Origin of the sequence: Sulfurovum lithotrophicum (assembly GCF_000987835.1) — a bacterium.
Lineage (GTDB): Bacteria > Campylobacterota > Campylobacteria > Campylobacterales > Sulfurovaceae > Sulfurovum > Sulfurovum lithotrophicum.
The window spans coordinates 952165-976206 of the sequence record NZ_CP011308.1 but is presented as its reverse complement, the minus strand read 5'-3'; the positions used below and the strand labels follow the sequence as shown (position 1 = coordinate 976206).

Genomic DNA, 24042 nt, shown 5'->3' with positions numbered 1-24042 from the left:
GGCAATTTAAGGTAAATACCTGTCAGGAGAGAAGATACGCAAACTTCCTTACCCACTCGCCCCATTCTGAGGAACCCTCCACATCGATGCCGTTCTGCTGCATATCTTTGACCAGCATGATGGAGAATTCACCCGGAAGCTCCAATGAGAATTTCAGTACATTATCGATGGCCTCATCACTCTGATCTTCTTTGACGGCATTGACCAGTCCGATGGCCAGTGCCATCATCACCTTCGGGTCATCTTCTTCAAGCTCCGTCAGCGTACCGTTAAGCACTTCATTGAGATCGGGAAGCTCCTTCATTACCTTCTTGAAACTCAGGTACCCTACTGCCGCTTCACGCCCTACCGCTCCGCTGATACTATCTAATATCAATTTTGTATCTATACCCGATTTAATGATACTGTCCACATACTCCCACGATCTGGGCGTAGCGAAACTTTTCTCATTTGAAAGAGGATCGAAAGTGAAGAGCATCGACTTGTCATAGGCGAGGAATGCGATGATGGCACTCTCTATGCCTTGACTGTATGCCCAGTTCTTCCAGTCCGTAAAATCGACCTCCATCTCGAAGTGCACGAAACGGTTGGCAAGCGGCGGCGGCATTTTATAGACCACCCCTCTGTCGTTCTCCCGGTTACCGGCAGCTACGATACTCCAGCCTTTTGGCAGTTCATACTCCCCTACCCGTCTGTCGAGGATAAGCTGGTAGGCTGAAGCCTGTACCGCCGGGGGCGCCGTGTTGATCTCATCGAGGAAAAGGATACCTCTGCTCCCAGGATCGGAAGGCAGAAAACTCGGTTTTGCCCAGACACCTTCATTGGTATCGGCTTTAAAGAACGGGATACCTTTCAGGTCAGTCGGGTCAAGCAGAGAGAGTCTAAGGTCAAGGAACTCCAGCTCCTTTTCCGCGGCAATCTGCTTGACAATGGAGGATTTACCGATGCCCGGTGCTCCCCAGATAAAGACTGGCAATTGACGGTCTATGAGTTTATCGACTACTTTGGTGATATTGGATGCTTTCATTGTTTTCTAACCTTTTTGGGTGCGTGGTTGTGCACCTTACATTATTGGCATTGCATCGCAATGCAAACCTTCATTCAACATTTATCAAACGTTCATCATCACTTTATTCTGCTTCAATACCTCTTCATACGATTTCAGCAGGTTCTCATTCTTTGCCAACTCGTTCTGCAGTCGTGTATCTACTTTAAGAATATCCAGAAGTTCCAGAGGTAAAGCGGCATTGCTTGCCAAACCTTTATTGATGGAAAGTTCATCTCTCTCAAACAGTTCCCGGAGTATCCTTTCAGGCAGGGACGGGTTGTGTGCCAGTGCCGCAAGAATTTCCGGGCTCTCCATATTCTCTTCATAAAGTGCCTGAAGAATCCACAGCGGTGTGGAGGGGTTCCGTGCCAGATGCACAAAATCCTCTACCTCATCATGCTGGTAAATAAGCTCCAGAACATCAGATGATACTGCTTTGTTCCCGCTCAGGGCTTCCAACAGCTCCACATTCCCTTTTTCCAACAGTTTGCTGATCACCCTCATTGCAAGAGAACTGTTATGCCCTATCAGCACAAAAAGATGCTCGTTCACTCCATATTTTTCAATCAGTTCGAGACGCTCAGTGTCAATAGGCTGATGTATCAGCAGCAATGAAATGACCTCGTTTTCCTTCTCCAATAAAGCAGAAAAGAGCTCATTATCGATGGAAGGGTTGGTTGCCAGAGCTTTGTTTATCTGTGTATCATTCCTCTCAAGCAGAAATTTCAAAACCTCACTCCCCGCAGAATGGTTCCCTGCCAGTGCTACATTGACCTTGGTCTCTCTGAGAGAGAGCAGTTTGCGAATGAGCTCTTCACTTAAAGCAGGATTCCTTGCTATAGTCTCATGCAGTGTCACCTTCTCTTTTCCCCGTACCAGAAATTCAAAATTCGGAAAGCCCAGCAAAGCCATAAGCAGCTGGGAATCAGTTGCTTCCGTTGCAAGACGTCTGAGTGTCAGGTAGCTATAGAGTAGGTCCTCTTCATTGGGCCTGATATCGATGTAACGGCGCAGTGTATACATAATGACATCACGGTCCTGACGGTTATCCTCTTCTTCTTCATCAAAGCGGTACATTTTAAGCAGTCTGACAAAGAGTTCATCTGTAAGGTGTTCATTCCCAAGCAGCCTGATGAGCCGTTCCTGGTCATTTCCCAGCCTGATAGCCATCAGTAATGCATCATCATCTATCTCTTCAGAGAGAAGCTGCTCGAATTCGTTCAGCTTGAAAAGAGGCAGTTTGCGATCATAGGCATCGTTGGAGATATCTTCTTCGAGAGGGTTGAGCCTGTGGTATTCCACCACACCTACCACATCCTCTTCAAGATATTTGGTCGCCGTGATCTTGTACTTTTTTAGAAAACGTGCTACCTCTTTTTCAGTAAAGATCCCTTCTTTTCCAAGAAAAAGCAGTTTTTTACCTTCTGAAACTTCAAGCAGTTGTTTGAGTGTTGGTTTTTCATTCATCATGGTTTTAGTATAGCATAGTGGGTTTTAAATAGGAGTTAATTGGTCTTATTTGCAAAGATGAACCTGTACAGGTTATCACGAATCTTTTCAATGGATTTGTAAGAAATCATCCCTCCTAACAGCTTTTAAAAGAGAGACAACCCTTCACTGCTTTTCTTTCTGAGCTCTTCATTCCGCTTTCTGATCTTCTCTTTTTTCTTCTTTATTTCAACACTCTCCTGTGCTTCCATTCCAACCGCTGTATCTATGTTTTTTTGTAGTTCGCTTGTAATATATCCATTCTTGTAGAGCCACCGGTAGATATCACCTGCCATGGGTGCAGAAGTACTGCCCCCGTGCCCCCCGTGCTCGATAAGAACCGCCACAACGTACTGGGGATTATCATACGGTGCATAAGTCGTGATCCATGCATGTGAACGGTGGAAGTAGGCCAGTTCCGACTCTTTAAGACGACGTCCCATTCCCTGCGGAATAGATGTTACCTGGGATGTACCGGTTTTACCCGCTACTTTAACAGGAAGGTCATGCATCAGTCTGTACGCGGTACCGCCCAGTGTATTACAAACATCGTACATTCCTTTACGTACCTCTGAGATCGACCATGGGTTGAACTTTATCGGTACACTCGTTATATTAACATCCACCCCGTCAATACGCTTTGCCACACGCGGTGTCACAAGGTTACCTGTCGCTACTAATGCCGTGTAGCGTGCTATCTGAAGCGGTGTAACAAGGTCATACCCCTGTCCGATAGCGGCAATAACTGTCTCTCCCAGGAACCACGGCTTCTTGAAACGTTTCATTTTCCATGTTTTGTCAGGGATAACACCGTTGTACTCTCTTGGAAGGTCCACACCGGTCTTCACTCCCAGACCGAATGAGCGCAGATTTTTCGCCATAGCATCGATACCGACCTGAAGGCTTTTTTTGTAGAAGTAGACATCACAGCTCTGCATGATCGCTTTACGCAAATAAACCGTGCCGTGCCCGCTGTGTTTCCAGCAGCGGAACTTGTGTTTGCTGTTCCCGATAGTCATAAATCCCGGACAGTATTCACTCTTTTGGAGGATACCAGGCTTGGCTTTATCAAATGCCAGAGCCATTCCCGGTTTGATGGAAGACCCGGGAGGATAGGTCCCGTGGGTAATCTTGTTGGTGAAAGGGTGTGCCAGGTCTTCCTGCAGTGCTTTCCAGTCTTTAGAGCTGATCCCTCCGACAAAAAGATTGGGGTCGTAGGCAGGGTAACTTACAGCTGCAATGATCTCGCCTGTCGTTTTCATGACGATCGCCACACCGGTCGCATCACCAAAATGCTCATAGATCATCTTCTGCAGGTCAATATCGATATTGAGCTCAAGATTTCGGTTGTCTTTGGGCAGCATCTTTTCAAGCACATCGATGGCTCTGTTCCTTGCGGTCACTTTATTGATCTGATATCCCAGTTCACCTTGAAGAAAAGTGTTGTAATACTTTTCAAGTCCGCTTTTTCCCACTTTCCCAACGATATCGACCACTTCGTCCGCTTCATTCTCTTTCCTATTCGATCTCCCGGTATAGCCGATGAGATGTGCCGCATATTTTCCGTATGGGTAGTACCGTTTCGTTTCGGCTTCTATTTTAATACCGTCATACATACTTAGTTTGGGGTAGGCACTCATCATATTCGCATAGTGTATAAAGTCGACCACTTTGATATATTTGTGGTTGTAGGGAGAGCTCTTCTTCTTATAGACCTTCATCATCACCGTTTTGTTCAGATCAGGGAAAGTTTCAAGCAGAATGTCCACCGCCTGCTCCAGTTCACTCTTCTTCCCTTCTACATTCTTTGTAGAGAGATGCGGCTTGATGGAGAGTGAAAAACCGATCTGGTTCATGGCCAGAAGATTCCCGTTACGGTCGGTGATCTCGCCTCTTACAGGCTTGATGTACTCTTTTCTCTCTATATTCGCCTTGGCAAGACCTTCATAATAGAAGTTGGATTTGACGCTGACATGGTAAAGACGGATGATCATACCTGCCCATACCAGAATGAAAAGCAGCAGTGTTATCTTATATCTCATATCACCACCACTACAAGCAGATCGACGATCAGCGAATAGAGCAGGATCGTATCGAGCATGATACTGTGTGTACTGAAGATAAAATCATAGGCGAGCAGTACACCGAGATAGACCAGGTCGATCAGCAAAACAGTAAGGATCGGTATACATATCCTGCATTTTTTCAAATGGCTCAGGGTACCGTAGAAAGTCATATAAACAATAAGCACCGAAATAAGTATCAGAAAGAACGGCAGAGAAAGGTTCACCTCAAGGTTGATGAAATAGATCAGGGCAATCAGTACATATCCCCACTTCCCCCGATCGATGCCGCTGATAAAAAGATAGCCCATGACACCTATGAGCAGAGGCAGGAAAACATAAAATGAGATCAACATAGGATAAAAGAGAACGAAGAAAAGAAGCAAACCCCAGAAAAGCAGTTTCATCAGATATTTTGACAAAGTGGGGTTTCTCATGAGATTTTGTATACCAGCGCCACTTCGTTACAGACAGGGAAATGGATACATTTGATACAGTCCGTCCAGATCTTGTGCTCGGGGATCGCCTCTTTGTTGATCTCCCTGAAACCGAGTTTCTCAAAAAATCCGGGGGTATAGGTCAAGACCAATACTTCCTCCTGCACCTTCAGGACTTTTGCTTCTTCCACAGCGAATTCAACCAGTTTTTGCCCGATCCTCTTCCCACGGTACGCTGCATCGACAATGAGGCTCCGTATTTCCGCTACTCTTCTGGAGTGGATGTGCAGTGCCGTATAGCCTATCAGCTTCTCTCCCTCTTTCGCCAGTACATAGGAGCGTATATTCGTGGCCACCTCATCTTCGCTTCGGTTCAGGATCACCCCCTCTTTCACCTCTGAGACCACCAGGGCCTGCATCGCAGGAATATCTGCCAGGTTCGCTTTTACCAGAGTGATCAAACCGTTTTCTCCTCATCGACACCGAAGATCGTACTGAGTATTTCGTAATGTACCCTGTCGTGTCCGTTCTTCTTCATGTTCGACACCGTAATGGAACCGGGGAATTCCCGTTTGAGCTTGGCCCGCTCTTTCTGATTGAGTTTGTCGATCTTGGTAAAGACGGTCAGGTAACGCTGATCGGGACGGATGAACTCGGAAATGTACGCTTCCACATCATCATCTATTTTGGCATGGGGATGCCGTGCGTCACGCAAATGGATAAAAAGCCTGATGGAGACACGGTGTTCGATGAACTCGACCAGATTCTTCTGCCAGACCTCTTTAAGTGACTTTGAGACCTTGGCATATCCAAAACCAGGCAGATCGACAAAGCGTACAGGATAACTCTCTTCATTGAAAAGATAGCGTGTTTCAAAGAAGTTGATCAGTTGTGTTTTTCCCGGTGTGGCAGAGCTTTTTGCCAGGTTCTTACGCTGTGTCAGAGAGTTGAGTGTTGAGCTTTTGCCTACATTGGAGCGCCCCAGAAAGACCACTTCACTCATATCTTCAGGAAGAGAATCAGCGATACTCTGGGCAGACTTTATAAAAGATGCTTCTACGATACGTGGTGCACTCACTTCTTCTCCTTCATATCAAAAATAAACTTGACCGGTTTTTTTCTGCTGCCTTTGACTATCGCATTTCCAGTGATCATGTCCAACGTAATGACATCTCCGTTAACGTGTCGTTTATTCAGAAGGTCATCAATGACGGCTTTGCCTGTCAGGACATACTTGGACGTAACAGGATAATACTTTACATTGAGTGCACTTCCTTTGTAAAATCCCTTTTTCTCTTTAACTTCAAAGGTCACTGTTTTCTCTTTGCCTATCGCCTGGGCTTCATACATCTTCGTCTTGTTGTTCTCATCGAAATAAACGACCACTTTGTCACCATGCAGCCAACTGTCATGCTGTTTCACCTTGACATTCCCGATGAAATGTACCTCTTTTTTCATCTCTTCGGCCTTCATGGAATCAGAGGAGACTTCCACCTTTTGGGCATACAATGCAAACAGCATGAAAAAAGGGAGCAGCAGTTTGATAAAATTCACAATGTAGCCTTCTTAAAATTTAATATTTATTATACCATTTATTACTTTTCAGCCGTATAAACTACCGCATGGATCTTTTTGGCAAAAAGTATTTTTTTACGCGTATCGTACCAGCCTGTATTACCGTGTATCGTATTTTTATCCATCAGTGCAGTAAAAGTTGAAGTGATTGTGAGTATCTCCGTCTTTTTGTCATATATGACATGTTCAGCATAATAGTTAAAGCCCTCTTTTTGTTTCACACTGATATTTCCATCCAGATACGCCTTATCGGCAAAATATCGTCCTTTGTCTGCCAGCAGCAGCTCAATGGTATCGCTGTGATAGATGACATTGTCCACACTCAAGATACCTTTCTGACGGGTACCATGCGTACTGAACAGTACTGAAAGCAGTCTCTTTGTATCGACTTCGGTAAAAGTCGTATCGGTGAATTCCATCTCTTTTCGGGAACGCTCTTTCGTTGTGACATCATCGACAAGCTTCACATTATAGGCTATAGCAAGCATTACCACGATCAGTATGCCAAGCAGTAGTTCTAACTTTAATCCCATAGTCCCAGATACTCTTTTTCCAGCCCCTCTTTGACGATAAGATACTCTATCATTTCTCTCACCGCACCATCCCCTCCTTTTTTAGAGAGGACAACCGTAGCGATCCTGTCTACATGTACAGAGGCATCCCTTGGCACAAAAGAGATCTCGGCCGCCTTGAGCATACTGAGGTCATTGAGGTCATCACCTATGGCTGCTACATGCTTCATACTGATATCCAGTCTTTCCAAAAGCGCATCGAGGACCTCTTTTTTGTTTTCGACCCCCTGATAGAAATGCTCTATACGCAGCTCTTTGGCACGGCGTTCGACAATAGCCGACTTCCTGCCGGTAATAATGGCCACCTGTTTCCCCAGTTTTCTCCAGCTGGCGATCGCCAAACCATCCTTGACGTTAAAAGACTTTATTTCATCACCGGTCTGTGAATAGGTAATACGGCTGTCAGTCATAGTACCGTCCACATCGAGTACGATCAGTTCAATGCTCACAGTACACCTTTTGTACTCGGTATACCTGCATTCTCATTGATGGCTACTGCACGTCTCAGTGACACAGCCAGGGCTTTAAAAGCCGCTTCGATGATGTGGTGTTTGTTCTTTCCGCGGTTGTAGATCAGGTGCAGCGTCAATGGAAGGTTGAAGGCGAAAGCCCGGAAGAACTCTTCGACCAGTTCTACATCGAACTCTCCCACCTTACCGCCGATAGGCAGTTCAAATACAAGGAATCCGCGGTTGGAAAGATCTATATCGCAGGTCACACTTGCTTCATCCATCACGACCGTGGCATTCCCGAAACGCTCGATACTCTTGACAGGGTAGATCGCTTTTCGCAAAGCCTGACCGATCACAATGCCCACATCTTCAACCGTATGGTGGTCGTCAATATGCGTATCGCCGCTACAGGATATTTCCATATCGATGTGTGCATGTTTGGTGAATGCTTCGAGCATATGGTCGAAGAATCCGACACCCGTGTCTATCTTCGCCTGTCCCTTCCCGTAAAGGTTCAGTTTTACCGAGATCTGTGTCTCTTTTGTCTCTCTTGTTACTTCAATCATTTTATCCCCTCATCTTAATTTCGTACAATGAATGCGCCCGGCATATCATTACAGTTTTTAAAGTCACGTGCTTCTTCTTCCGAGTTGAAGCCCATCAGCCATACACGGTACAGTGGTGCACCGTCCACATCCGCAAACTTCCTGATGACCGACTTGTATTTCGGATAGCGTCCGGCATATTTCTGCCGATAGATCTTCGCGCCTTCATAACGTCTGAACGCACCCACCTGTACACCGAAGTCCGTCAGTTTCACACGCGCTTGTGTATTGGTCCTGCGCGCTCTGGAAATAGCAGCATCAGACTGCACTTTTCCGGAAAAACCGACCACTTCTATCTGCACTTTTGCAATGCCCATTCTGTCAAGACCGATCTCTTTGCCCGCTTTGTAGGAACAGTCTATGATTCGCCCTCTGACGAACGGCCCCCTGTCATTGATACGCACGATCGTACTTTTCCCGTTCTGCAGATTGTGTACCCTTACCATCGTGTCCATGGGCCAGGTCTTGTGTGCAGCCGTTCTGGCATACATGTTGTAATGTTCACCGTTACTGGTGTATTTTCCGTGAAAATTGGGCCCGTACCAACTCGAGACACCATTCATCTTCTGTCCTACTTTCACATAGGTAGGATTATAACGCTTCCCCCATACCGTATAACAGCGCATAGTAGACTTCTGTCTTGCCGCTGATGTATGGCCTGATGCTTTATAGACATGCTTTTGCTTACCGGCACATCCCGTAAACAACATAGTCGAAAAGAAGAAAACCGCAAGCAGTAGAAGTATGGAAGATCGTCTCAAACAGGTCCCCGATTATTTTTAGATATTATCTCTTTATTTCTCTTTATCTACGCTTGCCCTTTTACAGAGTACGCAGCATCTTTTCGAAGGTTTTTCTGCTGACAGGTACGAGTAGAATGGAATCGAGCTCAAGAAAATCATCTTCAAGAAAGGTAGATAAAAAGGTCGGAAAAGCCCTTTATGCCTTATATCCCAAACAACCTGACGGCATTCTCTGTCGTCAGTGTTTCCATCTTTTCACAAGGCATACCACTGAGTTCACTCATCTTTTCTGCCACAAAAGTACAGTATGCAGGTTCATTGCGTTCTCCACGGTGCGGATGCGGTGTCAGGTAAGGCGCATCCGTTTCAATGAGGAGTTTCTCCTGCGGGATCTTTGGGTAGACATTGATGAGTTTCCTTGCATTCTTGAATGTCAGTACCCCACCGATACCATAGTAAAAATTCCTGTCAGCAAGTTTCAGCAGAGATTCGTCCGCATTGTAACAATGCAGTACCCCACCCTCCTCTCCGGCATACTTTTGCAGCAGTTCGAGAGAATCTGCACTTGCATCACGGATGTGGACAATGAGCGGTTTCTTTTGCTCTTTTGCCAAAAGGATCTGGTCTATAAAAACCTCTTTCTGGCGTTTCTTTTCAGCTGTGATCTCCTCTTCAGATTCCGGAAGCCTGAAGTAATCAAGACCACATTCACCGATGGCGACACATTTGGGATGCTCAACGAACTTTTCAAGATAGCTGCGGTTATAATGTCCGGCATCATAGGGGTGTACCCCTACGGCAAAATAGACAGAGTCATGCTGCTCCGCGATCTGCACAGCACGCTCCAGGCTCTGCGGATCGGCACCTGGTATAATGAATTTCTCCACACCGTTCTGCCGGGCTCTGTGTATCACATCATCAAGATCGTCATTGTAACGCATATCATCCAAATGGCAATGTGTATCTATGATCATCGGTAATACCTGCCTTTTTAAGATGGATTATAGCAAAAAATCACAGAATCAGGGAATGGAATCCAAAAACAGAAGCGGGAAACTTTCTCTAATCTTAAATAAGATATAGTTTATATATTAAAAAGGGAATTTCTAAGTAGGAGGCTTTTCTCATGGCTGCATATATTATACTCTTTATTATTTTTCTAATCCTCGTACTACTTGTCTACAGCGAAAGCAAAACCACAAAACCCCCTGTAAACAAAGAAGAAACGAAACGAAAAATTGACAAAGCCGCAGAAAAAAGAGCAGCCAAAAAAGCTGCCAGAACCAAGGCAAAAGAAAAAGCAGAACTAAAAAAGGCTACTGAACTACAGAAAGAAAGAGCCAGACAGAGAGCTGAAAAAGAAGCTAGAAGAACTGAAGAGGCACGCCGAAACAGAGAAGAAGAAGCACGGAAAAAAGCAGAAGAAAAAGCTGCCAGAGAAGCATCTGAAGCAAAAGAAGAAGCCGAAAAAGCTGCCGAGAAGGAAGCACAAAGAGCCGAAGCAGAAAGAAAAACTCTCGAAGAGACAGAAGCCAAAAGAAAAGCCCAGAAAGAGAAAGCTGCCAGGGAGACTGCCCAGGCAGAAGCTAAAAAACAAGCCGAGGAAGAGGCGCAAAGAATTGAAGCGGCACGCAAAGCACATGAAGAAGCCGAAGCAAAAAGGAAAGCAGAAGAGGAAGAGGCAGCCAAAAAAGCTAAAGAAGCAAAGGCCCTTCCAGCCTATCCCGACTTCGATCATTCAAGACTGGTTGAGATGGGACTCTCCGATGAAGAAGCGAAAGATTTCGTCAAAGAGCTTATCCCCCAGATAGAAGAGCAGTTGCCTCTCATAGAAAAAGCCCTACAAGAGGGGGATTTTCATCAGATGGAGCGACTGACACACAGCATCAAAGGTTCCTCGACCAATATCGGTACAGGCGGTGTAGCCGATCTGCTTGTAGACTGCAACACCTATCTTAAAACAGGAACTGACCCTCTAATTGCAAAATCCTACTATAAAGAACTGAAGATTCAGCTGGGTAACCTCAAGGCGCAGTATCTCTAAGCTTCTGGGCAAATGCCACCGCCTGTTCGGTCGGTTTCTCTCCGGAGATGATACGTGCGATCTCGTCGATACGGCCTGAATTATCCAGCACTTCCGCTCTGCTTTCACTCCCTTCTTTTGTGACCACGATATGCTGATCCGCCTTTGCAGAGAGATGCGGCTGATGGGAAATGGCAAATATCTGATAGACTGACGAGAGTTGGGCAATCATCGTAGCGATGGCGATGGACTCATCTCCACTGACATTGGCATCGATCTCATCGAGTATCAGAACTCCCTGTTTCTGTGTACTCTCTCCAATACTGACTGCCATCAGTGCCAGTCGAAGACGGTTGAATTCCCCGCCGCTGAGCGTTGTGGCACTTGAAGAGCCAAGCCTCACCTCAACTTCATCCATGCCCCCTCTATTCAGGGAAATAGAGTTGAACCGCAACTGCATCGGAGGCAGTTTCAGATCCTCCAGATACCCTGCCAGCCTCTTTTCTATTGCCAAAGCTTCTTTCTTGCGTGCCTGAGATATCTTGCCTGCAAGAATACCAAGCTCACTCTCTTCAAGCATTAAAAACTGCTCCAGCATACTCTTGTCTCGTTCAATATTCTCATAACCTGCAAGCTCCGCTTTTTTGGCCTCTTTGTATGCCAGGGCTTCTTCGATCGAACCGTAACGGTTTTTCAATGCTGTCAGTTCACTCAACCTGTCAAGCACTTCTTCAACATTCACTTCTTCAAGCTCTTCGGCAAGCATCTCGGTATCTTCAAAGTCTGCTCTTAGCTGATTCATCGCTTCAGTAAAGAGGTCACTCTTTTTGTCCAGCAGTCGATAAATCTCTTCCACACTGCTTTCAAAACGGAAGATCTCAGAAGCGTTCTCAAGCGCCTCCTTTATCTTGTCTATACGTGAAAGCTGCTGTTTGATTCCAAAAAGCTCCTCTTCCTCACCCACCTGGGGATTGACAGTTTCAATCTTTTCTATTTCATAGGTGGCAAACTCTATCAGCTCCGCCAGTCTGGCCTCATCTTCCCTGATCTTTGCAAGCTCCTTTGCTTTATCCCTGTAATTACTGTAACGTTTCCTGTATTCTTTCAGGAGCTTTCTGTACGTCTTGTCTTTGCCTGTCAATGTACTGTCTATCAGTTCCAGGAGCGCTTCGGACTCAAAACCGCCTTTGTCACGAACACTCAGATAGCGTACATAGGGGGAAAAGAGTTCCGACAATGTCTTTTTGGAAATGTTCTGCCCGTCGATAAAGTAGCGCAGTTTCTCTTTTTTCATTGTCTTGACAGTAAGTTCTTCTTCAAGAAGGTATGCTTCGCTGGAGAGTTTTGGCGGCTTGAGCACATTGAGTTCGCAGAGTGCTGCCGCCCCCTGTGTGGCGTAGCCGAAACTGGAAAGAATGGCAGACATCAACACTGACTTTCCCGCACCGCTGGGCCCGGTAAAGACCACAAGCCCCTGCTCGAATTCAAGCTCGAGTGCCTGAAAGGTCACCAGGTCACGAAGATAGAGACGCTCTACCAATTTCGGTCTCCCCAGTGAAGTTTTTCACGAAGTACAGAGAAGTAGTTGTGTTCCATCCTGTGAATCAGCTTTGCACCTTTTTTGGCACCGGCAATGTAGAGCACATCCCCCTCTTCGAGTTCATACACTTCCTGTCCGTCTATAGAAGCGATGGCACGGTACTTCTCCGCATCCAGTTCAATACTGAAATCTGCCGGTACGACCAGAGGACGCTGATTGGCCAGAGAGTGTGCCAGTACAGGCGTAATGATGAATGCCTGTGTCAACGGGTAGACAATGGGGCCTCCTGCTGAAAGGTTGTAGGCCGTCGATCCCGTAGGGGTGGAGATGATAAGCCCGTCTCCCGTGTAGCTGTTGAAACGTTCCCCGCCGATCGAGGCATTGACTTTTACCATTTTGGAAGGCTCGGGAGAGGTAATGACCACATCGTTGAAGGCAATGAACTCTTTCTTTTCACCTGATCTTTTTGCAATATATCCTTTGATCATCATACGGTCATCTATCCGGTACTCTCCGGAAAGCAGGCGTCCCAGAAAGGCATCTACATCATCCAGGGTAATGTCGGCCAGAAAACCCAGATTGCCGGCATTGATACCGACAACCGGTTTATGGTAGCCGTAGCTGCGTCGTACAAGAGACAGCAGTGTCCCGTCCCCTCCCAGGGAAACAAGGAAGTCCGCCTTGGCACACATCACTTCAAAAGGCATACCGTTCAGTCCTATCATCCTTGCAGACTTTTCAGAAAGCATTACATCGATACCTTTGGCTTCAAACTGCGCTTTGATCTTCTCATAAAGCGGTTTTATCTCCGGAGAGTCAGGTTTCAGAATGAATCCGGCTGTTTTTATCTGTATAAGTTTCTCGTTGCTCATTGTTTTCCTGATAGGGTTTTGTATAGTATTGGATCTAGAGTATCATAATCTTGCTTTTGAGGATTAAAAAACTATCGAATTGTCAGGTTTATTCGTTCAGACTGTATAGAGAATAAACATTCTCTGTAAAAAACTTAAAGAATAATAATTATTATTTTATAATTTTAATTGTTATTAAGCATTTCTTCTTTATAATACGATTATCAAAAACTTTAGGAGTGTGTATAGATGAAAATCATTAAATTTATGGGAATGTCGTTGTTGGCATCTTCACTGCTGCTTGGTGCAGCATCAGTTGCAGACAAAGCCAAAAATGCAGGTCTCAAAGCGATCCCTACGGACAAAGCGGAGCTGATGAAGCTTATCGATCCAAATAAGACCATTAGCCCGGAAAGGCTTAAACTGGGTAAAAAACTCTATTTTGAACCAAGACTCTCAAAGAGCGGTATCATTTCATGTAACACCTGCCACAACCTTGGTCTGGGCGGTGTAGACGGTGTACCTGCCGCGACAGGCCACAACTGGACGGCAAACCCGCATCACCTCAATTCACCGACAGTCTACAATGCGGTATTCTTCGACAAACAGTTCTGGGATGGACGAAGCCCAGACCTTGAGGACCAGGCACAGGGTCCTATGCAGGCGGCACCGGAAATGGCTGCAGCACCTTCACTGGTAGAAGCAAGAGTCAATTCCATCCCTGCGTATGTGGATGAATTCAAAAAAGCGTACGGAAAGGATGTCAAAGTAGATTTTGTTACCATCACAAAAACCATCGGTATCTTTGAAAGAACACTTGTAACACCTTCAAGATTTGATGACTACCTCAACGGGAAAGAAGATGCGTTGAGCGATGCCGAAAAAGCAGGTCTTGCTACATTCATCGACAAAGGATGTACTTCCTGCCATACGGGTATTGCTCTGGGTGGGAGTATGCAGCCTTTCCCTGCTGTAGGCAAATTTAAATATGCCAATGTAGGTGACTTCAAGGGTGATAAGAACGGTATGGTTAAAACACCGACACTCAGAAACATTACCGAAACAGCACCCTACTTCCATAACGGTACTGTATGGGATCTGAAAGAAGCGGTCAAGATCATGGGTGAAACACAGCTTGGAATGAAGATCTCCGATGAAGATGCTGCCAAGATCGTAACATTCTTCAAGGCACTTGATGGGAAAAAACCTGAAATCGTTTACCCTCAGTTCCCGGAAAGTACACTCAAAACACCGAAGCCAGACTTCAAGTAATCTCTCCTGTCGCCCCTTTTCGGGGCAGGACCCCTTTTTTTCAAACTCTTTTGTTATGATAATGTTTTAAAATTTCTTTCCTAATAAAAACAAAAGGTATCTTCATGCATATGAAATTCTCGGAAGAGTCTGAAAACAGCTATTTCTTTTCACAGCCTCACCAGCCATTTTTTATTCTGGCATTCATCTCCGCCCTAGCAGGGATGCTGATATTCATGCTTGCCTACAAAGGTGTACTGCATATGCCTGTCTCTCCGGTCAGCTTCCATGTCTACGTATTCACTTACCTGATGTTTACTCCAGCCTTTTTCGGTTTTCTTTTTACGACATTCCCACGCTTCACAGCCACTCCGCTCATCGAAAAAAGTACCTATATGCGTGTTTTCGGTTTCTACTACATCGGCGCAACACTCGTGCTGCTTGGCAGTATCGTGACCCCTGTCTTTTCGGGTATCGGCATGGCCGTAGTGTTCATCGGACACCTGATGGGAACCGATATCCTCAGGAATATCTACAACAGAACCACTATGGATGACAAACACGATGTCTACTGGATACTCACAGCGATGAAGATGGGGGTACTGGCACATTTTCTCTTCATCATTGCTGCATTCTTCTACTCACCGCTTATGGGACTTTCCACGGAGATATCCACCTATCTCTTCCTCTTTTTTCTGACCTTTTCAGTAGCTCAGAGAATGGTTCCTTTTTTCTCACACAGCATGGCGGGACGAAATGACTACCTGATGAAGACTATTTTCGTACTACTGATCCTGCATGTATTGCTTGAAGGTATCTACACCAACAGTTCATTCATCGCAGACCTGCTGATCGGTCTATTCACAGGCAAAGAAATTCTTAGATGGAAACTGCCCTTCCCCAACCCAAATCCTCTACTCTGGATACTGCATATCGCACTCTTGTGGATACCTGTTGCATTTATGCTTTCCGCACTGGTAAATCTCACAACACTGCTAAGCGGCGTGAACTTTCTGGCACTCGATATCCATATGCTTGTTCTGGGCTTTGTCTTTACCATCATGATCGGTTTCGGCACCCGAGTGACCATCGGACACTCAGGCAATGTTATGCAATCAGACAAATGGGTTACCCTCCTTTTCTACTGGACACAGGTTGTCGTAGCCTTGCGTATACTTGTTTCCCTCACAGCAGCACTGGGATGGAACTTCATGGTCCTCTTTGACGTCTCTGCAACGGCATGGCTTATCATGTTCACTGCCTGGGCTGTGCGTTTCTTCGCCGTTCTTATCAACGGGAAAAAGCTGAGTTGAATCTTTGTGTCTAAAAGCCCAAATCTCGAAATAGAATTCTTGTAATCTTTGTCATGCTCGTGTCCATGGGATTTGTTTTCATGTTTGAGGCGCACCCGTAGGTGCGGTGATGAATATGAAGCAAAGGCCATGGGCATGATGATGGCGAGGAGTGCTGAATTTCTATTTCGGGATTTGGGAAAAGGTGCGTGGCTACGCACCCTGCATTTCTATGCTATAATCCCATTTATGAAAAAGTTACTCTATGCCATACTTCTATCGACACTGCTCTTCTCCGCCACACCTGAACAGGTAGAGCAATATCTCTCCGTCTCCTACTCCGAAGAACAGCTGCTTGAACTCGAAAAACAGTTCTCAATGATGCAGAACAACCTCAGCGAGAATAATGAAACAAGCAACTACGATATGCAAATGCTCCCCATACGGTTCAGAGAATACCTTCAGAAAAACCTGAGCGAAGATGAGATGGATGAGATCATTAAACAGTACCGCAACGTACTGCTTATGCGCTTCATCTCGGCACAGAACGATTCGGAATATGACCCGAAGCTGGCAGAGTCCTACGTGAAGCGAATACAGCAGGATTCTGATGAGTCAGCCCGTATTGAGCTGGCAGAGAAGATCGGGGAAGCCCTCTATACAAAAGATTCTATAGGCATTCTCTTTGACAACCTGATGAAACCACTGATGCAGAACAGTATCGGTGGTGCCAAAATGAATGAAGAGAGCATGAAAAAAAGCCGGGAGAGGTACATAAAAATGATGATGGAGACAGGGAAGATCGAAACAGTCTACGCTACCAAAGAGTTCACCATCGGAGAGCTCGAAGAATTGCGCAAGATCGTCAAAACACCTGTCATGGATCATGAATCAAAAGCGGTATTTGGTGCGACTGCCTATGCGCTCAAAGAGTTCTTTCTCTCCATCGCCAGCCGTTACGACCTATCCAAGCATCAAAGATAAACAATGAAACCCATCTATATTACGGACCTGGACCATACTTTTCTGCACACAGACCTGAGCATCAGCCCTTTCAGCATAGAAGCATGGAACACAAAAGCGCAAGATGCCTTCATGAGCGTGGCCACAGCACGGAGTTTCACCAAGGCAAAAGAATTGCTGAGCCAACTGCAGATCAATACTCCCATGATACTGCTGGACGGTTCCATCATCATCACTCCTGAACAGGAGATCATAGACATCAAGACCATCGGGAAAATACTGGGAGATGCCATTGTGGAAGTGGGTATGGCACATGAGATAGACCCATTCATCATTGGGATGAAGGACAGTAACATCAATGAATCTTTTTTATACCCGAGAAAGCTCAATGATTATCAGCGTGATGTCCTCAAAGGCTATAAAGATGATCCTCGTATGCAGTTCAACCCAGACAATAGAACGATGGAACAGAATCTGAAGATCGTCTATTTTGGGTATGAAAAACAGCTGAGACCACTTTATGAAGCCCTTAAAAATATATTTGGAAATGAGATAGAAGCGAAACTCTCTCCGGAGAAATACGGTGGAGGCTGGTTTCTCACCTTACTGCATCCCGAAGGTGACAAGGCCCATGCACTCAAGAAAGTTATGGAATACCTTGAGCGCGATCCTTCCGATGTCACAGTTTTTGGGGATTCCGTCAATGACATAGGGATGTTCAGGCTTGCAGGGACATCAATCGCAGTCTCAAACGCTTTGGATGAAGTAAAGAATGTAGCGGATATCGTACTGCCACACAGCAATGATGAGGATGCTGTGGCACAATACCTTTCCGGGCTGTGATATTCAGAAGATTTAATTACTATTGAAAAGCTGGGCATTCAAGAGTTCAAGTCTTTCAGGCGTACCGATGTCAAGCCACTCTCCCTCATAGAGTTCTCCCGTGACCCTTCCCTCTTTCATAGCTGCTTTGAGAAGCGGGACGATACTGCGTTTCCCATAGGGAACACCTTCGAAGAGTTTCGGAGAGTAGTACCCTATACCCGCAAAGGTATATTCTTTTGCATCGACCACTTTTCCCTCGAGCAGGGCAAAGTCTCCTTCAGGATTGTGCTCGGGGTTGGGTACCAGCACAAGATGCGCCAAAATACCTTCAGGGAGTCCTTTCCTGGAATCAAAATCATAATCGGTAAAGATATCTCCGTTCACAACTAAAAAAGTATCCTCACCAAGCAGAGGTAAAGCCTTGATGATCCCCCCGGCACTCTCCAGACACCCCTCTTCCTGCTCATCGGAGTAAGAGATATGCACACCCCACTCGGAACCGTCGCGCAAAGCCTCTTTTATCTTGTACCCCAGGTGCGCTACATTGATGACAACCTCTCTAAAACCGTCATGCTCAAGACGCTCAAGGTGCCAAACGATCAGAGGAATACCTCCTACCTCCAAAAGTGGTTTAGGGGTGTGGTCCGTCAAAGGGCGCATACGTGTTCCAAGGCCGGCTGCAAGTATCATTGCTTTCATAATATAAACTTCCTTTCAGTGCGTAGTTACGCACCCTACAATCCCATTAATCAATCAGCTAAACTCTTTAACATTGTAGCCAAATCCTGAGTCTCCGGGTACCTGGAAGCCGTTTCCAGCACATACTTCAATGTTAACGGTATATCCTTCAGATATCCGTCTTTCCCATCCCTCAGGGAAAGCCGAGAGAAGATCCCCAGTACCTTGATATGCCGCTGCAACCCCATAAAGTCGAACCACTTCAAAAATGCTGCATCATCCACATTCAATCCTGCCTGGTCTCTATAATATAGAGCCAACTCTTCCACCGCCTCTTTGGGCCATTCGATATAACAGTCTTTCAGAAGGGAGACCAGATCATAGGTGCCCGCCCCTGCTCTTGCATCCTGAAAATCAATCACACCCACTTCGTTGCCGGGTGCCAGCATGATATTCCTTGAATGGTAATCACGGTGCACAAAAACACCCTGCGGCTGTTCCAGTACCGTGTCAGCTATAATATCCAGCGTCTCTCTGATAATTTTCTGCTGATCCTCAGAAATTGATATTTGTAAATATTTACCGAGGTACCACTCCTCCATCAGATCCATTTCAAACAGGAGGAACGTTCTGTCGTACAGAGGCAATCCCTCTGTGTCTGCCCTCTGCATTTTGACGATCTCATCGATGGCTTTCATATAAAGTTCACGATAATTGTCCTCATTCAGCACATCAAGATAATGGGTACTGCCAAAGTTTTCAAGTATCAGGTATCCTAATTTAATATTCTTTACTATGATAGAAGGTACATGTACATCAACTGCACTAAGTCTTTCATTCATCTCTACGAAAGGAGGCAGGCTTTCAGGCATCAAAGAACTGTCCATAAGGATAAACGTCTCAGCATGACGTTGTCTTTTAAGCCTGTAGTAGGACCTGAAACTTGCATCGGCTGAAGCCACTTCGATCTCCCAATCCCCCCAGCCGATACTCTCGAGCCATACTTTGATCTTATACATAGACACCTCCAAGAACGGCATTTCGCCTTGCTCCCGTCACATCTTTGAGATCCACGTGTTCATTGTGCAGGCGTTTGTACGCCAGCCAGGCGAAGGTCATCGCTTCAAGTGTGTCTGCGTTTTCCATGACACCAACCTGTATATTCGGCATCAAAGCTGCCAGTCGCTCCACTAGAAAACTGTTCTTTGCACCGCCACCACAGAGCATCAGCAGGTCAGGATTGAATTTCAGCACTTCATTGGAGATGCTGATAGCGGTCAGTTCCAACAATGTACGCTGTATATCCTGCGGCTGTAATGTTGGATTTAGACCTTTTTCAAGCCAGGATTTATTGAACTTTTCTCTCCCTGTGCTTTTGGGGTAAGGCTGAGAGAAGTAGGGGTCTTCCAGCATTGCCTCCAAAAGCGGGTAGATCACCTCTCCGCTTCGTGCCCATTCACCGTTTCTGTCATAAGTAACATCTTTATGCTCTGCGATCCACATATCCATCAGCACATTTCCCGGGCCTGTATCGTAGCCCAAGAGTGTTTTTCCCAAAACAGTGATGTTTGCCATGCCCCCCATGTTCAAAATGCTTACATAAGATTCTGTGGCTTCTGTATTCCCGAAAAGAAAGGCATGGAACGCCGGAGCAAAAGGTGCCCCCTGCCCTCCAAGTGCCATATCTTTCTGTCTGAAATCTGCTACGACCTTGATGCCGGTCCTGACCGTGATCGTAGAAGGGTCTCCCAACTGCATGGAGAAAGGGTACATTCCCTCGGGTTCATGCCAAAGTGTCTGTCCGTGCGAACCGATAGCTTTGATACTTTGGGGGTCTATATGCTCTTGTTCCAGCAGGGTATTGACCGCATCGGAAAAAAGTATTGCCAGTCTGACATCTACTGTGCCGACTTCGGCAAGAGTACACTCCCCGCTGATCATCGAATGCATCTCATCTTTCAGATCAGAAGGGAACGGATACTCAAGAGATGCTTTGAGCAGGCAGGATTGCTTGTCTATTTCGCACAGCACCACATCCACGCCATCCATTGATGTACCCGACATAATACCGATATAGTGTTCTTTATTCATCTTTTTCCTGTAAGGTGATCTGTCAGTGTATTTTAGCATACTTTACGCCCTCTTCCTCTTCACAATAACTCCACGATGGCATCACAAAATCTCCACAAAGTTGTTTTATAATTGCCTATCTACAATTTAAGGAGTCAGAAATGAAACAGACCATATTCAAACTACTTGCCGTCATCGGCTTTGTTTTTCTTGGCAGTACCCTGCTGTATGCCCAGAAAGAACCGCAGCACATGAGTGAAACAAAGATTCGGCAGCTTGACAGAAAACTAACCTTGCATGAAGCAAAACAAAGGGAATTCAATTCAAAATCCGAATTTGAACGCCATAGAAGCTATTATCGCGGAAAATATCCTGGCCAACATACCCTTGGCAGATATAGTAGAAGAAGTTATTATACAGATATTTACTATTACCGTATACCTCCGTACTACGGCAGAGTATTTGCACGAGGACACAGACATCCAAAAAGAGGTTGGAACTTAGCCTATCGTTATGATCGGGCGGCTTTTTATGACCGTAACGGATTCTACTACGGCTACTTCAACCGTTACGGCTATTTCTTTGAAGGGGTGTTCTATCGTTATGACAGATTTTATACCTACCGTGACAGAGTAAGAGGAAAGGGACTGTTCGACAGACTTTTCTATCCACCGGCAAACTATCGGTATTATGGCTTCTGCAGGTAACTCCTGCCTGTCATCATAATGGCAAACGCTACGATCGTTCCTATGAGTATCTGCCATGCAAACCCAAGCTTGAAATCGAACACGGCACCCAGTACATAGGGTTGAAGCAGAAGTACGGTCATAAAACCGCCTATAAGAGAAAGCGGTACGGTTGTTGCACTGCCGCGTTTGGTAAATATGGCCGCAGCATAGACCCCCAACAGTCCGGTATAGGCAAAAGCCATGACACCCAGCGCAAAACTGAGCAGCGGCAGTTCGGTGTAGCGCTGCCAGTAGTAGCTGATCATCGCCATAGCCGAGAGGGCCACGGCAAAGAGCAATACAGCCGCCCTGCCCGCTTTGACAAAATGCATCTCATCCACATCACTTCTTTTGCGCTTCCAGGGTTTATAAAGGTCTTCAATAGCCACGGAAGACATGGCACCCAATACGGAGTTGGAGGAAGAGAGGGCCGCAGCAACCGCTCCGACCGTCACCAGTCCACGCATCCCTTCAGGCATCTCATGCAAAATATAGTACATGAATATCGTGATCTTCTCACCGTCGAATTTCTGTACCACTTCGGTATTGAGTCCAGAGAGTTCGGGGTGTTGGTAGAAGAGATAAAGCAGCAGCCCTATACACAGGAACAAAATAGCCACGGGGATCGTCATATAGATCGAGAACATCAGGGAGTTCTGCGCCTCTTTGGTATCTTTACAGGTCAAAGCCCGTTGCGTCATATCCTGGTCCAGCCCATAGGCAGCGATGTTCAACAGCAGCCATCCGCCAAGCAGTGCCCAGACCGAGAATCCGCCGCTCAAAGACCAGTCAAGCAGTTTGAGTTTGTGCTCTGCCTGCAGTGTCGAGACGATCGTACCCATATCGGCATTCATACTCATATAGAGGTAGATCAGTACCGCAATCCCTGCCCCGATGTAGGTGGCTGCCTGAATAATATCGGAAAAAATGACCGACTTTACCCCGCCAAAATAGACATAGGCCAGTGCACCCAGCATCAAAACGGCAATGGAAATGGCCACATGAGCGGCTGCAATATCCAGAAAAAGGATCATCGATATGGCCAACGCCCCTATGTACAGCCGTGCTCCCGAAGCAAACAGGCGCCCTACAAGGAACATGACACCAGCCTGCTTCTTTGCAGATGCACCGTAACGCTTCTCAAGCAGTTCATAAACTGTCACAGCTTTAATGGCATAGAAACGGGGAATGAGCACTTTGGCCACAAACACAACAGCCAAAAAGGCAGAGAGGTAAAATCCGATAAAGGTCAGATCTTTGCTATAGGCGTATTCCGGGCCGCCCAGAAAGGTGGCTGCCGACTGCGAAGTGGCCAGTACCGAGATAGCTGCAGCCCACATCGGAACGGTATTGCTTCCTACAAAATAGTCTCGGGTATTTCTGATCTTTCCTTGGCTTAAAAGAACGGATGTAACGATTAATACCAAAAAATATGAAGAAAAGACCGCCCAGTCCAGCGTGGAGAAAGCCGAATGCATTATCTGCCTCGGGGAGGCATCTTCAGATGCAGGTCTTTTACATTTTTTCGTACAGAGGACATGAACTTCCTGCCCGGGTCGTTCTTGACCGTTCGGTAGCCTTTGTCCTTCTCAAGCCAGAGAGAAGTATGCTCCATCTGTCTGTACTCATAGTGGCCTATCAGGTATTTTATAGTTGGGTATTTTGCCTTGAGGTAACGCACCAGTGCGATGTTGGAGCGCAGCTGCGCAGGGGTAAGGTCTTCTGCCTTGTTCCCCTTTCCTCCTATATTCTCTATGCCGATACTTGAATAGTTCAGGCCAATGACATGGCGCGCCATCCAGTTCTCAGGCATCAAACGGTAGATGGTCCCGTCACGGTCCACGAGAAACTGCGCGGAGACATTGAGTGCCGAAGCTTTGGCGATGTCTTTCCTGTCTGTCAGCAGTCTTTGCGGTTTAAGCCGGTTAAAGGACTTTTTGAGATCCATCTCCGCCGTCCAGTGCAGTACGATGATACGGGGGGTAATGGTAATATTCTTCACTTTTTTCCCATAATGCTGCCTGATGTACGCTTTGGTCATATTGACACGTTCTTTGCCAAAATCAATAGGTTTGTCTATAATATGCAAAGGTGGCTGGATGGGTTTTGTAGAACATTTGAAATTGTCAGACTGTACAGGCTGCAAAGCCAGTATCAACAACGCAAGTGCGCCCAATATAGTTTTTGTCATGGAAATATTCCCTTCTCTGAGATGTTCTATTCTACCGCATCTTGACTTTTATTGCGAATAAGGATCGTCACAATGATCACAGGAGGGAGTCCCAGTGCGATGACATAGCTCGGCATATGCAGCAGTCCGTGTCTGTGCAGATAGAGAAATCCCAGTATCAGCACAGCATACGCTCCGAGCCGATAGATGGAAAGCGCCGCTTTGGTATCTTTGAGTACCTGAAAGAGTGTGCGTTTATTCTCTTTGAGTTTCTTCTTCTCCTCTTTGACGACTTCTGCAAACTCCTTTTCATCACTCTCTTCAGCCTTGATCTCCTCACTGTAGAGGTCATAGGGGTCTTCAAGTTTATCGATGACATCTTTATCGATATCCGTTGTGATCACTTCATTTTCAACTCTTGTATTGACCATACGGCGGTAGCTTATCATCGAAGCGATCATCACGAGTGTTGCGGAGATGAAACCTATCTGAGTATTCCAAAGTGTTTTTATATCAAAAAATATTAAGGAGACCCCTGCAAGAAGGAGATCCGCCGTAATGAGAAGTTTGAGTATTTTTAGGTTTGTATTTTTCATGCTGAAATATATCTTTTTATTTTGATTGTTTATCCTTCGTGGCTACGCTCTGCTTCGCACCCCAAGGGCATT

General features: G+C 46.0%; 26 protein-coding genes. 6 read left to right on the top strand and 20 right to left on the bottom strand.

Annotated features, from left to right (window positions below):
* Positions 1-22: 22 nt before the first annotated feature.
* From YH65_RS04725 to YH65_RS04670, 12 genes are all read right to left on the bottom strand, one after another.
* Positions 23-1027, bottom strand: a complete 1005-nt coding sequence (locus tag YH65_RS04725) for an AAA family ATPase (RefSeq protein ID WP_046550858.1) — start codon at positions 1025-1027, stop codon at positions 23-25.
* 84 nt (positions 1028-1111) lie between these two features.
* A complete protein-coding gene (locus tag YH65_RS04720; protein WP_046550857.1) occupies positions 1112-2518 on the bottom strand; it encodes a hypothetical protein in 1407 nt (468 codons plus the stop codon).
* Between the two features lie 125 nt (positions 2519-2643).
* Positions 2644-4578, bottom strand: a complete 1935-nt coding sequence (gene mrdA, locus YH65_RS04715; RefSeq protein ID WP_046550856.1) for a penicillin-binding protein 2 — start codon at positions 4576-4578, stop codon at positions 2644-2646.
* Positions 4575-5036, bottom strand: a complete 462-nt coding sequence (locus YH65_RS04710; protein ID WP_046550855.1) for a hypothetical protein — start codon at positions 5034-5036, stop codon at positions 4575-4577. Before YH65_RS04710 ends, mrdA begins: the two co-directional genes overlap by 4 nt.
* The gene (locus YH65_RS04705; RefSeq protein ID WP_046550854.1) at positions 5033-5497 is read right to left on the bottom strand and encodes an N-acetyltransferase; all 465 of its coding nucleotides are present in this window, start codon (positions 5495-5497) and stop codon (positions 5033-5035) included. The genes YH65_RS04710 and YH65_RS04705 overlap by 4 nt, the downstream gene beginning before the upstream one ends.
* Positions 5494-6114, bottom strand: coding sequence for a ribosome biogenesis GTP-binding protein YihA/YsxC (gene yihA, locus YH65_RS04700; protein ID WP_046550853.1), 621 nt, complete (start codon positions 6112-6114; stop codon positions 5494-5496). Before yihA ends, YH65_RS04705 begins: the two co-directional genes overlap by 4 nt.
* A complete protein-coding gene (gene lptA / locus YH65_RS04695; RefSeq protein ID WP_046550852.1) occupies positions 6111-6590 on the bottom strand; it encodes a lipopolysaccharide transport periplasmic protein LptA in 480 nt (159 codons plus the stop codon). Before lptA ends, yihA begins: the two co-directional genes overlap by 4 nt.
* A 41-nt stretch (positions 6591-6631) precedes the next feature.
* Complete coding sequence (locus YH65_RS04690; protein ID WP_046550851.1) at positions 6632-7144, bottom strand: hypothetical protein; 513 nt, start codon at positions 7142-7144, stop codon at positions 6632-6634.
* Positions 7135-7632: a KdsC family phosphatase gene (locus YH65_RS04685; RefSeq protein WP_084722027.1), complete on the bottom strand. Its 498-nt coding sequence runs from the start codon at positions 7630-7632 to the stop codon at positions 7135-7137. Before YH65_RS04685 ends, YH65_RS04690 begins: the two co-directional genes overlap by 10 nt.
* Positions 7629-8201: an imidazoleglycerol-phosphate dehydratase HisB gene (gene hisB, locus YH65_RS04680; protein WP_046550850.1), complete on the bottom strand. Its 573-nt coding sequence runs from the start codon at positions 8199-8201 to the stop codon at positions 7629-7631. Before hisB ends, YH65_RS04685 begins: the two co-directional genes overlap by 4 nt.
* Positions 8202-8215: 14 nt before the next feature.
* Positions 8216-9001: a septal ring lytic transglycosylase RlpA family protein gene (locus YH65_RS04675; RefSeq protein WP_046550849.1), complete on the bottom strand. Its 786-nt coding sequence runs from the start codon at positions 8999-9001 to the stop codon at positions 8216-8218.
* Between the two features lie 185 nt (positions 9002-9186).
* Entirely contained in the window at positions 9187-9957 is a 771-nt protein-coding gene (locus tag YH65_RS04670; RefSeq protein WP_046550848.1) for a TatD family hydrolase, read from the bottom strand.
* Positions 9958-10109: 152 nt separating this feature from the next.
* Between YH65_RS04670 and YH65_RS11210 the strand changes: the two genes are divergently transcribed.
* A complete protein-coding gene (locus tag YH65_RS11210; RefSeq protein WP_052746093.1) occupies positions 10110-11027 on the top strand; it encodes an Hpt domain-containing protein in 918 nt (305 codons plus the stop codon).
* On the opposite strand, the gene YH65_RS04660 is transcribed toward YH65_RS11210, so the two are convergent.
* Both YH65_RS04660 and YH65_RS04655 read right to left on the bottom strand, forming a co-directional pair.
* Positions 11008-12546 carry a DNA repair protein RecN gene (locus tag YH65_RS04660; protein ID WP_046550847.1) on the bottom strand — a complete coding sequence of 513 codons (1539 nt, stop codon included), beginning with the start codon at positions 12544-12546 and terminating at the stop codon, positions 11008-11010. The genes YH65_RS11210 and YH65_RS04660 overlap by 20 nt on opposite strands.
* On the bottom strand, positions 12540-13418 hold the full coding sequence (locus YH65_RS04655) for an NAD(+)/NADH kinase (protein ID WP_084722026.1): 879 nt from the start codon (positions 13416-13418) through the stop codon (positions 12540-12542). Before YH65_RS04655 ends, YH65_RS04660 begins: the two co-directional genes overlap by 7 nt.
* A 228-nt stretch (positions 13419-13646) precedes the next feature.
* Between YH65_RS04655 and YH65_RS04650 the strand changes: the two genes are divergently transcribed.
* The 4 genes from YH65_RS04650 to YH65_RS04635 all read left to right on the top strand — a co-directional run bounded on the left by YH65_RS04650 (position 13647) and on the right by YH65_RS04635 (position 17746).
* Positions 13647-14669, top strand: coding sequence for a cytochrome-c peroxidase (locus tag YH65_RS04650; RefSeq protein WP_046550845.1), 1023 nt, complete (start codon positions 13647-13649; stop codon positions 14667-14669).
* 104 nt (positions 14670-14773) lie between these two features.
* Positions 14774-15961 (top strand): NnrS family protein, encoded by a 1188-nt coding sequence (locus YH65_RS04645; RefSeq protein WP_052746092.1) that lies wholly within the window; start codon positions 14774-14776, stop codon positions 15959-15961.
* Positions 15962-16189: 228 nt separating this feature from the next.
* The gene (locus tag YH65_RS04640; RefSeq protein ID WP_154806466.1) at positions 16190-16924 is read left to right on the top strand and encodes a hypothetical protein; all 735 of its coding nucleotides are present in this window, start codon (positions 16190-16192) and stop codon (positions 16922-16924) included.
* Positions 16925-16927: 3 nt separating this feature from the next.
* Positions 16928-17746, top strand: a complete 819-nt coding sequence (locus YH65_RS04635; RefSeq protein WP_046550843.1) for an HAD hydrolase family protein — start codon at positions 16928-16930, stop codon at positions 17744-17746.
* 12 nt (positions 17747-17758) lie between these two features.
* Here the strand turns inward: YH65_RS04635 and murU are convergent, their stop codons facing one another.
* From murU to YH65_RS04620, 3 genes are read right to left on the bottom strand one after another with little or no spacing between them, the layout of a single operon-like run.
* Positions 17759-18427: an N-acetylmuramate alpha-1-phosphate uridylyltransferase MurU gene (gene murU / locus YH65_RS04630; RefSeq protein ID WP_046550842.1), complete on the bottom strand. Its 669-nt coding sequence runs from the start codon at positions 18425-18427 to the stop codon at positions 17759-17761.
* A gap of 50 nt (positions 18428-18477) precedes the next feature.
* Positions 18478-19425, bottom strand: a complete 948-nt coding sequence (locus YH65_RS04625) for an aminoglycoside phosphotransferase family protein (protein ID WP_046550841.1) — start codon at positions 19423-19425, stop codon at positions 18478-18480.
* On the bottom strand, positions 19418-20497 hold the full coding sequence (locus YH65_RS04620) for an anhydro-N-acetylmuramic acid kinase (RefSeq protein ID WP_046550840.1): 1080 nt from the start codon (positions 20495-20497) through the stop codon (positions 19418-19420). The genes YH65_RS04625 and YH65_RS04620 overlap by 8 nt, the downstream gene beginning before the upstream one ends.
* A gap of 140 nt (positions 20498-20637) precedes the next feature.
* Between YH65_RS04620 and YH65_RS04615 the strand changes: the two genes are divergently transcribed.
* Entirely contained in the window at positions 20638-21183 is a 546-nt protein-coding gene (locus YH65_RS04615) for a hypothetical protein (protein ID WP_046550839.1), read from the top strand.
* On the opposite strand, the gene YH65_RS04610 is transcribed toward YH65_RS04615, so the two are convergent.
* The 3 genes from YH65_RS04610 to YH65_RS04600 are packed head-to-tail and all read right to left on the bottom strand — an operon-like array spanning position 21165 to position 23970.
* Positions 21165-22682: a sodium:solute symporter gene (locus tag YH65_RS04610; RefSeq protein WP_046550838.1), complete on the bottom strand. Its 1518-nt coding sequence runs from the start codon at positions 22680-22682 to the stop codon at positions 21165-21167. The two genes, YH65_RS04615 and YH65_RS04610, sit on opposite strands and share 19 nt — an antisense overlap.
* Positions 22682-23395 carry an N-acetylmuramoyl-L-alanine amidase gene (locus YH65_RS04605; RefSeq protein WP_046550837.1) on the bottom strand — a complete coding sequence of 238 codons (714 nt, stop codon included), beginning with the start codon at positions 23393-23395 and terminating at the stop codon, positions 22682-22684. The genes YH65_RS04610 and YH65_RS04605 overlap by 1 nt, the downstream gene beginning before the upstream one ends.
* A gap of 26 nt (positions 23396-23421) precedes the next feature.
* The gene (locus tag YH65_RS04600) at positions 23422-23970 is read right to left on the bottom strand and encodes a hypothetical protein (protein ID WP_046550836.1); all 549 of its coding nucleotides are present in this window, start codon (positions 23968-23970) and stop codon (positions 23422-23424) included.
* Between the last annotated feature and the right edge of the window lie 72 nt (positions 23971-24042).

Bases quoted from the DNA above. Each gene is read 5' to 3' on its own strand.
- murU (WP_046550842.1), bottom strand. From the start codon at position 18,427: ATGAAAGCAATGATACTTGCAGCCGGCCTTGGAACACGTATGCGCCCT.
- YH65_RS04710 (WP_046550855.1), bottom strand. From the start codon at position 5,036: ATGAGAAACCCCACTTTGTCAAAATATCTGATGAAACTGCTTTTCTGG.
- YH65_RS04670 (WP_046550848.1), bottom strand. From the start codon at position 9,957: ATGATCATAGATACACATTGCCATTTGGATGATATGCGTTACAATGAC.
- YH65_RS04720 (WP_046550857.1), bottom strand. From the start codon at position 2,518: ATGATGAATGAAAAACCAACACTCAAACAACTGCTTGAAGTTTCAGAA.
- YH65_RS04690 (WP_046550851.1), bottom strand. From the start codon at position 7,144: ATGGGATTAAAGTTAGAACTACTGCTTGGCATACTGATCGTGGTAATG.
- mrdA (WP_046550856.1), bottom strand. From the start codon at position 4,578: ATGAGATATAAGATAACACTGCTGCTTTTCATTCTGGTATGGGCAGGT.
- YH65_RS11210 (WP_052746093.1), top strand. From the start codon at position 10,110: ATGGCTGCATATATTATACTCTTTATTATTTTTCTAATCCTCGTACTA.
- YH65_RS04655 (WP_084722026.1), bottom strand. From the start codon at position 13,418: ATGAGCAACGAGAAACTTATACAGATAAAAACAGCCGGATTCATTCTG.
- YH65_RS04625 (WP_046550841.1), bottom strand. From the start codon at position 19,425: ATGTATAAGATCAAAGTATGGCTCGAGAGTATCGGCTGGGGGGATTGG.
- YH65_RS04620 (WP_046550840.1), bottom strand. From the start codon at position 20,497: ATGAATAAAGAACACTATATCGGTATTATGTCGGGTACATCAATGGAT.
- YH65_RS04640 (WP_154806466.1), top strand. From the start codon at position 16,190: ATGAAAAAGTTACTCTATGCCATACTTCTATCGACACTGCTCTTCTCC.
- YH65_RS04645 (WP_052746092.1), top strand. From the start codon at position 14,774: ATGCATATGAAATTCTCGGAAGAGTCTGAAAACAGCTATTTCTTTTCA.
- YH65_RS04650 (WP_046550845.1), top strand. From the start codon at position 13,647: ATGAAAATCATTAAATTTATGGGAATGTCGTTGTTGGCATCTTCACTG.
- YH65_RS04615 (WP_046550839.1), top strand. From the start codon at position 20,638: ATGAAACAGACCATATTCAAACTACTTGCCGTCATCGGCTTTGTTTTT.
- YH65_RS04605 (WP_046550837.1), bottom strand. From the start codon at position 23,395: ATGACAAAAACTATATTGGGCGCACTTGCGTTGTTGATACTGGCTTTG.
- YH65_RS04725 (WP_046550858.1), bottom strand. From the start codon at position 1,027: ATGAAAGCATCCAATATCACCAAAGTAGTCGATAAACTCATAGACCGT.
- YH65_RS04600 (WP_046550836.1), bottom strand. From the start codon at position 23,970: ATGAAAAATACAAACCTAAAAATACTCAAACTTCTCATTACGGCGGAT.
- YH65_RS04635 (WP_046550843.1), top strand. From the start codon at position 16,928: ATGAAACCCATCTATATTACGGACCTGGACCATACTTTTCTGCACACA.
- hisB (WP_046550850.1), bottom strand. From the start codon at position 8,201: ATGATTGAAGTAACAAGAGAGACAAAAGAGACACAGATCTCGGTAAAA.
- YH65_RS04610 (WP_046550838.1), bottom strand. From the start codon at position 22,682: ATGCATTCGGCTTTCTCCACGCTGGACTGGGCGGTCTTTTCTTCATAT.